At 32.3% G+C, this 12,913-nt stretch carries 16 protein-coding genes and 1 pseudogene; 14 read left to right on the plus strand and 3 right to left on the minus strand.

What is annotated here, in order from left to right:
* The first annotated feature begins 241 nt into the window (after positions 1 to 241).
* The 6 genes from RBB48_RS18470 to RBB48_RS18495 all read left to right on the plus strand — a co-directional run bounded on the left by RBB48_RS18470 (position 242) and on the right by RBB48_RS18495 (position 5,064).
* On the plus strand, positions 242 to 934 hold the full coding sequence (locus RBB48_RS18470) for an HAD family hydrolase (protein ID WP_189339445.1): 693 nt from the start codon (positions 242 to 244) through the stop codon (positions 932 to 934).
* Positions 935 to 1,134: 200 nt separating this feature from the next.
* Positions 1,135 to 1,506 carry a DUF4180 domain-containing protein gene (locus RBB48_RS18475; protein ID WP_088609378.1) on the plus strand — a complete coding sequence of 124 codons (372 nt, stop codon included), beginning with the start codon at positions 1,135 to 1,137 and terminating at the stop codon, positions 1,504 to 1,506.
* 105 nt (positions 1,507 to 1,611) lie between these two features.
* Positions 1,612 to 2,115, plus strand: coding sequence for a MepB family protein (locus RBB48_RS18480; protein WP_141555565.1), 504 nt, complete (start codon positions 1,612 to 1,614; stop codon positions 2,113 to 2,115).
* Positions 2,116 to 2,253: 138 nt separating this feature from the next.
* The gene (locus tag RBB48_RS18485) at positions 2,254 to 3,024 is read left to right on the plus strand and encodes an arylamine N-acetyltransferase family protein (protein ID WP_088609376.1); all 771 of its coding nucleotides are present in this window, start codon (positions 2,254 to 2,256) and stop codon (positions 3,022 to 3,024) included.
* Between the two features lie 144 nt (positions 3,025 to 3,168).
* Positions 3,169 to 3,822, plus strand: a complete 654-nt coding sequence (locus RBB48_RS18490; RefSeq protein ID WP_088063640.1) for a YdeI/OmpD-associated family protein — start codon at positions 3,169 to 3,171, stop codon at positions 3,820 to 3,822.
* 126 nt (positions 3,823 to 3,948) lie between these two features.
* Positions 3,949 to 5,064 (plus strand): NAD(P)/FAD-dependent oxidoreductase, encoded by a 1,116-nt coding sequence (locus tag RBB48_RS18495; RefSeq protein WP_306007961.1) that lies wholly within the window; start codon positions 3,949 to 3,951, stop codon positions 5,062 to 5,064.
* Positions 5,065 to 5,107: 43 nt separating this feature from the next.
* Here RBB48_RS18495 and RBB48_RS18500 read toward each other — a convergent pair whose 3' ends face one another.
* On the minus strand, positions 5,108 to 5,557 hold the full coding sequence (locus RBB48_RS18500) for an NUDIX hydrolase (protein WP_306007962.1): 450 nt from the start codon (positions 5,555 to 5,557) through the stop codon (positions 5,108 to 5,110).
* Positions 5,558 to 5,605: 48 nt separating this feature from the next.
* Complete coding sequence (locus RBB48_RS18505) at positions 5,606 to 5,863, minus strand: hypothetical protein (RefSeq protein ID WP_098133367.1); 258 nt, start codon at positions 5,861 to 5,863, stop codon at positions 5,606 to 5,608.
* A gap of 201 nt (positions 5,864 to 6,064) precedes the next feature.
* Here RBB48_RS18505 and RBB48_RS18510 point away from each other — a divergent pair, with 201 nt between their 5' ends.
* The 4 genes and pseudogenes from RBB48_RS18510 (at position 6,065) to RBB48_RS18525 (ending at position 9,219) form a co-directional block, all read left to right on the plus strand.
* A complete protein-coding gene (locus RBB48_RS18510; RefSeq protein WP_098133366.1) occupies positions 6,065 to 7,495 on the plus strand; it encodes a PQQ-dependent sugar dehydrogenase in 1,431 nt (476 codons plus the stop codon).
* Between the two features lie 74 nt (positions 7,496 to 7,569).
* Positions 7,570 to 8,158, plus strand: a pseudogene (locus RBB48_RS18515) (YybS family protein).
* A 39-nt stretch (positions 8,159 to 8,197) separates the two neighbouring features.
* Positions 8,198 to 8,761: a GNAT family N-acetyltransferase gene (locus RBB48_RS18520; RefSeq protein ID WP_306007963.1), complete on the plus strand. Its 564-nt coding sequence runs from the start codon at positions 8,198 to 8,200 to the stop codon at positions 8,759 to 8,761.
* Positions 8,762 to 8,838: 77 nt separating this feature from the next.
* A complete protein-coding gene (locus RBB48_RS18525; protein ID WP_001048941.1) occupies positions 8,839 to 9,219 on the plus strand; it encodes a nucleotide excision repair endonuclease in 381 nt (126 codons plus the stop codon).
* Between the two features lie 53 nt (positions 9,220 to 9,272).
* Here the strand turns inward: RBB48_RS18525 and RBB48_RS18530 are convergent, their stop codons facing one another.
* Complete coding sequence (locus RBB48_RS18530; protein ID WP_000267713.1) at positions 9,273 to 9,479, minus strand: hypothetical protein; 207 nt, start codon at positions 9,477 to 9,479, stop codon at positions 9,273 to 9,275.
* Between the two features lie 132 nt (positions 9,480 to 9,611).
* On the opposite strand from RBB48_RS18530, the gene RBB48_RS18535 reads away from it, so the two are divergent.
* The 4 genes from RBB48_RS18535 to RBB48_RS18550 all read left to right on the plus strand — a co-directional run bounded on the left by RBB48_RS18535 (position 9,612) and on the right by RBB48_RS18550 (position 12,913).
* A complete protein-coding gene (locus RBB48_RS18535; RefSeq protein WP_060486786.1) occupies positions 9,612 to 10,391 on the plus strand; it encodes an undecaprenyl-diphosphate phosphatase in 780 nt (259 codons plus the stop codon).
* 71 nt (positions 10,392 to 10,462) lie between these two features.
* Positions 10,463 to 11,785 carry an FAD-dependent oxidoreductase gene (locus RBB48_RS18540; protein WP_199694276.1) on the plus strand — a complete coding sequence of 441 codons (1,323 nt, stop codon included), beginning with the start codon at positions 10,463 to 10,465 and terminating at the stop codon, positions 11,783 to 11,785.
* Between the two features lie 62 nt (positions 11,786 to 11,847).
* The gene (locus RBB48_RS18545; protein WP_087984455.1) at positions 11,848 to 12,378 is read left to right on the plus strand and encodes a GNAT family N-acetyltransferase; all 531 of its coding nucleotides are present in this window, start codon (positions 11,848 to 11,850) and stop codon (positions 12,376 to 12,378) included.
* A gap of 13 nt (positions 12,379 to 12,391) precedes the next feature.
* Entirely contained in the window at positions 12,392 to 12,913 is a 522-nt protein-coding gene (locus RBB48_RS18550) for a YfiT family bacillithiol transferase (RefSeq protein WP_087984454.1), read from the plus strand.

Here is a 12,913-nt window from a genome sequence, read left to right on the forward strand (position 1 = left end):
ATATTTACAAAAAACTAATGTATAATAATGTAAATTGCATGTAGTTTTTTAAACTGTTTGAAAATATACTTTCGATACTTTACTAGAAGGGGAAAGGGAGATGAATTTAAATATAAAAGAAGCCAGCGAAATTTTATAGCGTACGCCACAAACTTTTTAGTTTTTTTGCTAATTTAGTAAAGGCCTAAGGTGCGAACAAGGGATTATTTAAATCATGTGAGAAAGGTTGTGAAATTATTTGATAGGTTATAAAGCGATGCTGTTTGATTTAGATGATACGTTAATTGATAGGGATAAGGCAGTAGATAACTTGTTTTTATTAGTTTTAGAAAAATGTTATGAGGATGTTAGTGATACAGTCAAAAACAATATGTTACAGAAATTCAAAGAATACGATAAAAGGGAATACGGCATTAGTGATAAAACGATAGTTTTAGAATCATTATTTGATGAATTCGCGCCGAAATATAGATTGCCAGGCGATTATATCCAAGATTTTTGGAATTTAAATTTCCCTAAATGTTTTTCGATAGACCAAAATACTATTCATTTCTTAAATCATATAAAGAGTCACTTTAAAATTGGAATTATAACAAACGGCTCAACGCATAGACAAAAAGCTAAAATAATTAACACGAATTTAAACAATTACTTTGATACGATTATTATTTCTGAAGAAGTAGGATTGAGTAAACCTGATAAACGTATATTCGAACTAGCATTAAATAAGCTTAATGTGCAACCAGAAGATGTATTATTTATTGGAGATGACTTAGAAAAGGATATTGCTGGTCCTCAAAATGCAAATATAAAAGGTGTGTGGTTTAACCCTCAGAAAATCAAGAATACTACCCAAATACAACCATATGCCGAGATTAACACTTTGGATAGTTTGTTAAGTTATGTTAATCCACAATATTTTTATAACAAGTAAAAGCAATTTCATATATATATTTAAAAATATAAAAAGAGAAACTATCATTAATTTCATTGACCGTATTAGTAATAAAAAATAGATATTTACAATAAAAAATAGTGGCGATTTTAATAGTTGCAGCTAATTTAATCTATGGTTAATACGAAGTTTTTAAAATAATTTTACTCATACTGTGTAAATTATAAAGGGGTGGGACTATGGAAATAAAGAAATTAGTTATCGATGGAATAAATATTGCGGTCATAAAAAATGATAAAGTACTAATATCCGATGTTCAAACTGCGTTGGATCTTATGGCAACAGTTCAATATGAGGTAGATGCTAAACATATTATTATCGACAAATCATTAATAACTGAAAGTTTCTTTGACTTAAAAACACGCCTTGCTGGTGATATCCTTCAAAAGTTTATAAATTACAGAGTAAAGGTTGCTATTATTGGAGATTTCTCTATGTATACGAGTAAAAGCTTCAAGGATTTTATTTATGAATGTAATAAAGGGAAAGACATTTTTTACTTAGCAACTGAACAACAAGCAATTGAAAAACTAAGTACATTGAAGCATTAATAATACCATAGTAAAATCTCCCTCTTTTTCACGTCGCTTATTATTCACAACATATAAGAACTGATGTTTGTGGTAAACTAAGAGATGAATAAAGGGGGAGTTTTCTTGTACAATTTTAATGATACAATCCGAAATTTAAACAATTTAGTTTACAAACCTAACAATTTAATGATTACGAATCTAAAAGAAGAAAAGCAAAACGCAGAATATGTAGGATGTTTATTTCACTTAAATAACAAAACTATCCGTTTTAGAGTATCAAAAATTACGCCTAATAAAATTGGTCAATTTGTTTCTTTTTGGGAGAAAGATGACAATATGCATAATCAAGCATTTTCTTATGACGCTGCTCCTGACTTATTAGTTATCACTTGTATAGATGATAATCAACTAGGACAATTTATTTTCCCTAAAGAAATTCTTCTTAAAGAAAAAATATTAAAAACGCAAAGTCAAAAAGGGAAGATGGCTATGAGAGTTTATCCAATTTGGGATACCCCTGTTAGCAACCAAGCTAAAAAGAGCCAAATGTGGCAACTTCAATATTTTGTTGATATAAGCGATCATAATAATTTACCTATAGATAAACTATTACATTTGTATTTGTAGCTTCTTTTCTTAAGTAATCTTGTGAATTAGACTTTTTGTACCGGTACAGTTAAACGAAATGTACATTGTTTCAGTACCCCATCAAATTTACAATCAGCATATACTATTTTAACTTATAAATGTTAAGGGGTGCTGAATATGACAAGTCTACAATACAAACTGTTTACAAGATTGAATCTTACAAACCGTACTGAAGTGAAGTTTGAAGAATTAAATACAATTCTCTTTGCATTTGCACACACTATACCATTTGAGAATTTAGATGTTATAGCACGCAATGCGAATACAATTACTATGGAAAATTTACAGAATAAAATTTTAACTACATCTCGCGGCGGACTTTGTTATGAATTAAATACTCTTTTTTACTACTTTTTAAAAGATTGTGGTTATGATGTACAACTTGCACTTGGAACCGTATATAAAAATGAAATCAATGCATGGGCACTTGAAGATGGACATATAACGATTATTTTAAAGTATGCTAACGAACGATACTTAATTGATGTAGGTATTGCTTCCTTAGTACCTTTAATCCCTGTACCTTTTACTGAAGAGCCTGTTTCCTCTAAAAATGGTTCGTATCGAGTGAGAAAACGAGACACAAGTAAAGGAAATTACGTTCTAGAAAGAAAAGATACGAACGGAGAGTGGAAAGTTTGTCATGCCTTTTATAATCGTATCATTGATGAGACAGTAGTGAACGATGTTCAAAAAAGAGTAATAGAAGATGAGAAATCTATTTTTAATAAGGGACCAATTGCAGTGAAATTAACGGACTATGGCCATGTCTCTTTAACGAATACGAGTTTTACTGAAATGATTAATGGGGAAAAAATAAAATGTGAAATTACAGAAGATCAATATAGAGAGCTATTAAATACTTTATTTGCTATTGAGTTGAGATGAAACGAATAGCTAGCCGGTTCTTACGCAGAATCGGCTATTTTATTAACTTTAATTTAAAATAACTATTAAAGTTTGATTTTATTAATAGATATAATACACTAGAACAGTATGTACAATGAATTTTGAATGTAAAGGAAGATTTTTATGTCAATTATTGATAAATTGAAACTTAATAAGTATACAAATATGGTCGTAATGAATGAACCTAGTGATTATGACATTTTCACAGGAAAAGAAACTGCATTTTCAAAAGAACACGATGCCATTTTTATTTTTGTAGAAACACTTGATGAAATGGTGAAACAAACGAATTATATTATTAGTAATGAAGAATTACTAATTGAAAAAGGCTACATATTCTTCGCATATCCGAAAAAAGGTAATTCTCGTTACAGTACGTTTATTCACCGTGATGAGATGTTTCCAGCGTTAAACGTTGGCGAAGATGGGTATGTAGGACAGAGTGATATTAAATTTGCACGAATGGTAAGTATGGACGACGTCTTTACTGTTGTAGGTTTAAAGCGTGAAAAGAAAAAAGAGAAGAAAACGCCTGCTATGAGTCAATGTGTTGCCGATTATGCAGATCGTATTAAAGATGTTGAAGCATTATTAGTTAATCATCCAAATGAACTTAAATTTTATCAAAGTTTAACACCTGGATATCAAAAAGATTGGGCGCGTAATTTATTTTCTGTAAAACAAGAAAAAACACGTGACAAACGTCTTGAGAAAATGATTGAAATTCTTTCACAAGGCTATAAAACAATTGAATTATTCCGCAAGAAGAAAAAATAATGGTTAGGAAAATCACAATGATGCAACAATTAATTACGCTTAGCACATTGAAAAAAGGATTCCTTTCAGTATACTAAAGTAAGTTCTTATATTTAAATAATTAGCAAAAGAGAAAAGGTGTTTGAAATGAAATCGTATATTGTAGTTGGAGCTGGTATTTTAGGGGCGTCTACTGCTTATCATCTTGCTAAAGCAGGTGCGAATGTTACTATCGTTGATCGACAACAATTAGGACAAGCAACTGATGCAGCAGCTGGTATTGTATGTCCTTGGCTTTCACAGCGTCGTAATAAAGCGTGGTATAAAATTGCTAAAGGCGGTGCACGTTACTATTCTTCTTTAATTCAGCAATTAGAAGCAGACGGTGAAACGGATACAGGATACAAACGTGTAGGTGCAATTAGTTTACATACTGATGAGAAAAAGTTAGATAAAATGGAAGAGCGCGCTTATAAACGACGTGAAGATGCAACAGAGATTGGTGAAATCACTCGCTTATCAGCTGAAGAAACGAAAAAATTATTCCCAGCATTATCTGAAGAATACAGTTCTGTTCATATTAGTGGCGCTGCACGAGTAAACGGAAGATCATTACGTAACGCATTAATAAGTGCTGCAAAAAAACATGGCGCAACTTTTATAAAAGGAGACGCAGTATTAGTCCGTGAAGGTAATCATATTACTGGAGTTAAAGTAAATGACGAAACAATGGTAGCAGAAAAGGTAATTGTAACCGCAGGCGCATGGGCGAATGAAATATTGAATCCATTAGGAATCAATTTCTTAGTTACATTCCAAAAAGGACAAATTGTTCATTTACAAACGGAAAATACAGCAACCGAAAATATGCCAGTTGTTATGCCGCCAAATGATCAATACATTTTAACGTTTGACAATGGTCATGTCGTAATTGGTGCTACTCATGAAAACGAAACTGGCTTCGATCATCGCATAACAGCAGGTGGTTTACATGAAGTATTCCATAAAGCATTAACAGTTGCACCTGGTTTAGAAGATGGTACTATGCTTGAAACGAGAGTTGGATTTAGACCATTTACACCAGGATTTTTACCTGTTATTGGACCACTACCTAACTTTGAAGGCATCCTCGTTGCAAACGGATTAGGTGCTTCAGGTTTAACTGCTGGCCCATATTTAGGATCAGAATTAGCTAAACTAGCACTCGGACAAACAATTGAATTAGATTTAAACGATTATGACGTTGCTGGTGCAATTGAATAACAAAAAAAGATTAGGATTCGCTCCTAATCTTTTTTATTTATAGCTAATTCTTTAATTGCTTTAATAACCTTTTGTTTAATTCCCACAACGCGGTTTTGTTACTATCCCATTTCAACAGCATTACTGCATCCTCAAAGCATAACCATTTATAATCGAAGTGTTCTTTGGATAATGAAATGTTTTTTGTAGGAACATTAACTCCAAAAGAAAATTCTTTTATTACATAAACATCTTCTCCCCAAAGAAATCCTCCGACTACATCCTCTACAGGTAGTGAAGAAACAGAATCTAATTTTATATAGGGACATTCTTTTATAATACCAGCCTCTTCAAACGCTTCTCGTTTTGCTGATTCAATAGGAGTTTCACCATCTTCTCCACCACCAGCTATTCCTTGCCAATAACCATAATCACTTCGGTTAAAAATAGCGTATTGAATAGAATCTTCAATTATTATATAGGGAAATATTAATACTTGATATGGTGCTCTCATTGCATAACCTCTTTCTGAAAATAAGCTTTAAATAAACATGAATAATTGTTAATTATTATGTGGAGTGGGGGTTCTTTTGAATAAAAACACCACTGATAAAATAAAGATTACAGCCTTCAAACTCCCCCAATACGGATAAACAGTATGGTCTGTTAAACTAGCATATTGAAAGATATTCTCTAAACCGAAAATCCCAATAACGACTGCTAAGAGAAAAGCAGCTTTTCCAATAGTACTATTACGATAGAGGGTAAATAAGTATATTGCACATATAAGTGGTACGATGATTTGTAGTAAGATTGCCATGAATTGTCCCCCTAATTTATATTTTATACTTATATTATATCAAAAATGTAATAAAAAGGAATGTAAGTTAATTGATGCTAAGTAGAAAACAGACTTGTACGAACAGGGATATCACACTTTTACGTCTATAGTTTTGATACTAATTTAACTACTCTCATCATATTCTTCTATTAAAAAGAATAATAAGGAGTGTAAAGTTAATTGACAAAAGTTAAGGTTCGTTTACGGCCCATCGTTCATAACATAAATTTACCGACTGTATTGAAAACAGCTATACTTCCAGGTGAATCGATCGAAAGACTATTTATCGCAACTCAATTAGGAGAGGTTTTTTACATAGGAGACGGAGCTATAAAGACATTTTTAAATATTCGTCACCGAATTATTAAATTAGGTACATTTGAAGAAGGTGTTTCTAGTAGCGGTTATGATGAACGCGGATTGCTGGGATTAGCGTTTCATCCGCAATTTAATCATAACGGCTTGTTTTATATTCATTATTCTATGGCCGGCACGCAAGGAGCAGGTGCGCTTTCAGAACAATTTAAACCGAATCCTTGTGACCCGAAAACTTTAAATTTAAAGTGGACAAATAGAGATACTCAATATGATCATATTGATACAGTTGAAGAATGGATTTTACAATCAAACGGTCAACCTCAAAAGCGACGAACTTTACTTAATATAAAAAGGCCATTTTTTAATCATAACGGCGTAAATAGCTTAAACTTTTCACCTGAGACTGGAAAACTTCTTTTTACAAATGGAGATGGTGGTTCTGGCTATGATCCCTTTAATTTAAGCCAGGATGATTTAGAAATAGCGGGTAAAATAATTGAAATCGATGTAAGTGGAGATACATTCATAACCAATCCTCCAGTAGTTACACGCTTTAATGAACTTCCTTTATCTATACAAGAAACACTTACAGTAATTGCAAAAGGCGTTCGTAATATAACAGGTATTTCATTTCAAAGGTTTTATAATCAATATATCAAATATGCCGGAAATGTCGGACAGGACATTGTAGAGTCTATTTTTTCTTTTGTTCAATACAAATCAATACCAGTTACCGAAATCGTTCAAACCCATTTAATAAGAGATACTCCTGATCAATATGGATTTATTAATTTTGGGTGGAGAGGATGGGAAGGGGAATTACCTACTTCTTTTATAAGGCACTGTTCTGAGAATCCTACTTTGGATGAGAGGATAACGGCTTATTATAATGAAACTATAGAAACATCAGTGCAGCGTATACAGCCTCTAATTAGTTATTATCATAATGATTCCAGACCAGATAAATTTGACGGAACTTCACTTACTGGCGTTCAACCGTATATGGGAACTGCAATTCCTGGTCTGACTGGTAGTATTGTGTTTACTGATCTTGCTAAAAAAGAAAAATCGCAGTCTTCAGTAAAAGGTGCGTTAGCTTATTCTAGAGCTGGTACGCATGGTAAACATACTGACTTTCATGTTATTGAAACCCATTATGATTTCGGTGAGCAGGCAGCTTATTTTATGAGTTTAGGAACAAATTTGGATCAAACTAGATTATATTTAGGAGTTTACGGTTCTATGAAAGTAACTGATTTGAACAAAGGTACTATTTTTGAAATCGTTCCTTAATATGATAGACACTCTCGGAATTATTCATTATATAATCGTCCACTGTATAATTAGATATCTTTAGGGGGATTTTGATGAATCACTTTAGAAACTATTGGTATCAACCGATGATCGCGCATGATGCGAATTTTGTTCATAAAAGAAAGATGACGCCAGCAAAGAGGTTAGTGATTACAGCGTTACTCGGTTCACTTGCTGCTATTTTTCAATCTGCCGGGAACCTAATCCCTGGTATAGGCTTATTTATTAGTCCTTTTGCGACGCTGCCTATATTTTTCGCTATTTGTTATTCTACTCGCACGGGAATACTTTCTTACATTCTTACATTCTTACATTCTTACTATTCTCCTATTATTTATTATTGAGCCAAGCGAACTAATTGTCTTTCCTTTTACTACAGGTTTATTAGGTATAGCGTTAGGAGTATCCTTTATACAATTCAAGAGAAGGATTTTGATTGTTTCCTTTTCAGCAATATGTCTACTTCTAGGTATTATAATTGTACTTGATATCTTTCGATTTCCTGTATTAGGTCCTACTGTTCATACAACTTTGGATATAAAAATTATTCTATTAATATTTATTCTGAGCTTTCTATACTGCTGGATCTATGCAGGCATTTGTAGAATAATGTTGAATAGAGTATATAAAGTATGTTCTTAACAATTTCTCATATATTTTTAAAGATTGGAGATTCAAGTCGTGTATAACGTTAAAATTAGAAGACCTAATTCGGATGATGTAGATGAACTGAATATGTTTTTTCGTCTTGTTATTACTGATACATTTAAAAATGAAGGGTTATTACAATTATTAGATGACATAGAAAATGAAATTAACACGAAAAAACAATATTTGAAAAATGATTTGGAGAGTAATGGAGAAAGTCGTTACTTTTTATTAGCAATTGATACAAGTAACGATAAAATCATTGGAGCAATTGAAATCGGCCCAGCAAGTACATTGATTAATAGTTGTACAGGTGGTGTGTTTAAAGATTTATATGAAATAGGAACTGTATTTGTACTACCTGAATATCAACGAAATGGCATAGGCAATTTATTACTACATGCAATGTATATTACGTTACTTAGCAGAGGAATAACAGAATACTGTTTAGATAGTGGATACAAAAAAGCACAAAGTATATGGACGAAGAAGTTTGGAGAACCTAGTTATGTACTGAAGGAGTATTGGGGAGAATCAAGCGATCATATGATTTGGAAGAAGAGTTTACATGATACACCTATAATATTTGAATTATAAAATGAAATATGCCTCTGAACGTAGCTTTTCTTACATATGTATGCTATTATTTATCTTTATAATAAAAGAGGACGTGAATGAACTTGATTAAAATTAATATTCCTGAAGCTGATGTTTCAATTACTGAACGTAAACAAGTTATTAAAGGAGACGAGCCAATAATTACTCCAATTAATGGATTTATCGATTTCCACTTGTTCCCTAGAGATAAAGGCGGCATTTTTATGTTTTACAATATTAATGACGAACTTCTTTTCGTAGGTAAAGCTCGTAAAATTAGACAACGTATTAAGAAGCATTTTGAAGACAATGTTTCACCAATTAAAAATCACCGTGATGAAGTATACCGCATCGATGCATGTATCGTAGAGGATCCAACAGAAAGAGAAATTTACGAAACTTACATTATTAATGAATATAAAGCAAAATATAACGTTGATAAAGTATTCTACAAATAAGTAATAAAAAAACAATCCTAGCGCATATACTGGGATTGTTTTTTTATTTAAATTTAGTCCTCATATTTTTCTCCTTTTTTTAAATGATTAGCAACAATAAAACAGCATACACCTATACATATAAGTACAATTCCAATCGATTTATGTTTTCCCTCAAAAAAAGGAATATCAGAAATAACATTTGTCATACATAACCCTATAAACACAAGGATAGGTCCTGCCCACAGTAATACATTGCCGAATTTCGTATGTTGCCACATAGTAACCCTCCTTACCTCTTTTTACATATATATCTATAAAATAAAAGTAAATTCATAGAGAAATATAGTTTTTTTCATATCGAAAATTTAACCTTCATATATTGGTACAAGCAAACGAGAAAGGGGACCATCATGAATTGGTTAGAAGCTTTTATATTAGGAATCATACAAGGTTTAACAGAGTTTTTACCGATAAGTAGTACGGGTCATCTTTATTTAGGAAGGCATTTGTTTCAATTAGATGAAGCAGGATTGTTTTTAGATACGATGCTGCACATTGGAACTTTGCTTGCAGTGTTTATTTATTACAAAAAAGAATTTATATATTTAATTAAAAATCCATTTTCCAAACTAATGCTACTACTTATTGTCGGGACGATACCCGCAGTTGTAATCGGATTGTTATTTAAAGACTTTTTTGAGGATATTTCAAAAACAGGCATTACGATTGGATGGGAGTTTTTAGTGACAGGTTTCTTTCTATATATGGCTGATAAACAAAAAAATGGTCGTAAAAAAATGGATGACATTACATATAAAGATGCATTTATTATCGGTTCATTTCAAGCTGCTGCTATTTTCCCAGCAATTTCTCGTTCTGGTATGACAATCGTTGCTGCATTATGGAGGAAGTTAGACCGCGAAACTGCTGCTTACTTTTCTTTTTTATTATCAACGCCAGCCATTGTCGGAGCTATCATTTTGCAATTAGCAGATGTTTATCAAGGGAAAGCAGAATCTATTTCTAGTACATCATTAATCGTCGGCACATTATCAGCAGCGTTTTTCGGTTATATAGCCGTTTCATGGATGATTCAATATTTAAAACGTCACTCCTTAAAAGTATTCGCGTATTACGTATGGGGATTAGGCATTTTAATTTTAACGTTACAATTTACTCATGTTTTTTAATGTAGTAACTATTCGTTTAGATCCTGTTTCATTCATACAAGGCAGGGTCTTCTTTCATTAAGGGGGAAAATATGTTTAATAAGGCTATCGTTATTGGCGGAAGTATCGCAGGAAAACTCGCAGCAAAAGCATTATCATCTACTTTTAAAGAAGTAATCATTATAGAAGCTGGTGAAAGATGGGATGGAAAGTCTTCGAGAAAAAGAGTTCCACAAAGTAATCATCCTCATGTGTTATTAAAAGGTGGAGAAAAAGCGATTGAGGAATTGTTTCCTACTATCACTAATGAATTAATTGAAACAGGTAGTATCGTAAATAACTTTACTCGTGATATAAAATGGCATCAATTTGGTTTATGGAAACAGCAATTCATAGGTAAAGTACATATGATTCAACAAAGTAGGTTTTTGCTTGAATGGCATATTCAAAAACGAATTGAGGATATTTCAAATGTTACCACTAAATTTGGAACATTAGTTGATGGTTTATTAGTAGATGGAAAGCTTAACAAAGTAAGTGGAGTAAAAGCTAAATGCTTAGAGACGGGCACGCAAGAAGAAATTCAAGCAGATATTGTTGTTGATGCAAGCGGATTCGGTTCAAAAAGTATAGCGTGGTTACGTGAATACAATATTGAAGTGCAAGAAGAGAAAGTGCGCATTGATTTGTTTTACGCAACTAGAATGTTTAAACTCAATGAAAATGAGAAATTAGACTGTTGTAATATGCTAATGTCTCCAAGTTTCCCTGACAATCCGTATGGTGTTCTTATTCAAACGATTGAGGATAATCGCTATTTTGTTACTTTCAGCGGATATGCAAATGAGAAAGCACCACAAACAGATGATGAGTTTTATGATTTTGCTGAAAACCTATCAATTTCTAATGTGACAGATTTTCTAAATAAAGCTGAGGCAATTTCAAATATCAAAACGTACAAAATTCCTTATCAAGTACGTCGGCGATTTGATTTAGTTAATCATTTACCAGAAGGATTGTTAGTAGTTGGGGATGCACATTGTCGTTTTGATCCTGTTTTTGGGCAAGGTGTTTCAGTTGCAGCTATGGAAGCTCACCAATTGCAGTTACTTTTGCAAAAGAGGCAAAAGCTTGATAAAACATTTACACAGCGATTTTATAAAAAGACCGCTAATATCATACAAACTCCTTGGGAAATGACTACAACGGAAATATCACGTCATCCTCAGCTAACAAGAAAATTATCGATGAAGCAAAAATTTCAGCTATGGTATACGAAACAAATATATGAACTATCTGCAACTGACTCTGATGTTTATATTCGATTAGTAAGAGTGATGAATTTAATTCGTAGTCCATTGCACCTATTTCATCCGAAAGTACTACTTGCTGTATTACTGAAGCGAAAGAAATAGCAGGAAAATAATCGATTAAAAAGAATATATAACAGTTAGTATATATAGAAGGAGTGAGCGAGATGAAAATATACATAGAACAATTAAAGAAACACGATGCTAAAGATTTATTTACGTTTGAACTTACGAATAAATCTTTTTTTGAAACAATGGTACCAAATCGTGGCTCACAATATTTTAATTTTGAATATTTCCGAAAGCTACTAGACGATTTATTAATAGAACAAGCGGATGGAGATTCTTATTTTTATTTAATTCGTAATGAAGAAAAAGAAATTGTAGGACGAATAAATTTAGTAGATATTGATACAGAAACTCGAAGCAGTTCATTAGGGTATCGAGTCGGAGAAAAGTTTACTAAAAAAGGGGTTGCAACAGCAGCTGTAAAATTAGTTTTAGACGTAGCGAAAAATAATAAAATTAATGAGATTCATGCTAAAACAACTACTAATAATCTCGCATCACAAAGTGTATTAGAAAAAAGCGGGTTTTCTTCCTATCATAACGAAGCAGATACAACATCTGTAGAATTAAATGGAGAACATGTGAATTTTGTACATTATATATGGAGAAATACTTCGCGCTTATATTAAGGGGGACTTATACATGAATGATTTACGTTATCCAATTGGGCAATTTACATACAAACGTCCTATAACTGAAGAAATGATTGATACATGGATTCAAGAAATTGAAGATTTACCTAATGAACTAGCAAAAGCAATTAAAGATTTAGATCAGAAGCAGTTAGACACACCATATCGAGTTGGTGGATGGACGGTTCGTCAAGTAGTTCATCACGTTGTTGATAGCCATATGAATAGCTACATACGCTTTAAATTAGCACTAACAGAAAAGAATCCTACTATTAAACCATATAAAGAAGAGAAGTGGGCAGAACTACCTGATTCTAAATTACCAGTAGACGTTTCACTAGTAATGTTAGAATCGTTACATAAAAGATGGGTTAACCTTTTATATTCTCTAGAACTAGAAGATCTAGAAAAGACATTTAATCATCCAGAAACTGGTGAAACAAAACTTGCTGCTGCAATTGGACTATATGCATGGCATGGACGTCATCATACAGCGCATATAACTTCATTAAGAAAGCGACTAAATTGGTAA

Source organism: Bacillus sp. MMSF_3353 (assembly GCF_030733445.1).
Taxonomy (GTDB): domain Bacteria; phylum Bacillota; class Bacilli; order Bacillales; family Bacillaceae_G; genus Bacillus_A; species Bacillus_A wiedmannii.

What these genes read in the sequence shown, in the direction of transcription:
- RBB48_RS18540 (WP_199694276.1), top strand. Translation starts at nt 10,463, where the DNA reads ATGTTTAATAAGGCTATCGTTATTGGCGGAAGTATCGCAGGAAAACTC.
- RBB48_RS18530 (WP_000267713.1), bottom strand. Translation starts at nt 9,479, where the DNA reads ATGTGGCAACATACGAAATTCGGCAATGTATTACTGTGGGCAGGACCT.
- RBB48_RS18535 (WP_060486786.1), top strand. Translation starts at nt 9,612, where the DNA reads ATGAATTGGTTAGAAGCTTTTATATTAGGAATCATACAAGGTTTAACA.
- RBB48_RS18495 (WP_306007961.1), top strand. Translation starts at nt 3,949, where the DNA reads ATGAAATCGTATATTGTAGTTGGAGCTGGTATTTTAGGGGCGTCTACT.
- RBB48_RS18525 (WP_001048941.1), top strand. Translation starts at nt 8,839, where the DNA reads ATGAACTTGATTAAAATTAATATTCCTGAAGCTGATGTTTCAATTACT.
- RBB48_RS18490 (WP_088063640.1), top strand. Translation starts at nt 3,169, where the DNA reads ATGTCAATTATTGATAAATTGAAACTTAATAAGTATACAAATATGGTC.
- RBB48_RS18550 (WP_087984454.1), top strand. Translation starts at nt 12,392, where the DNA reads ATGAATGATTTACGTTATCCAATTGGGCAATTTACATACAAACGTCCT.
- RBB48_RS18475 (WP_088609378.1), top strand. Translation starts at nt 1,135, where the DNA reads ATGGAAATAAAGAAATTAGTTATCGATGGAATAAATATTGCGGTCATA.
- RBB48_RS18485 (WP_088609376.1), top strand. Translation starts at nt 2,254, where the DNA reads ATGACAAGTCTACAATACAAACTGTTTACAAGATTGAATCTTACAAAC.
- RBB48_RS18545 (WP_087984455.1), top strand. Translation starts at nt 11,848, where the DNA reads ATGAAAATATACATAGAACAATTAAAGAAACACGATGCTAAAGATTTA.
- RBB48_RS18500 (WP_306007962.1), bottom strand. Translation starts at nt 5,557, where the DNA reads ATGAGAGCACCATATCAAGTATTAATATTTCCCTATATAATAATTGAA.
- RBB48_RS18505 (WP_098133367.1), bottom strand. Translation starts at nt 5,863, where the DNA reads ATGGCAATCTTACTACAAATCATCGTACCACTTATATGTGCAATATAC.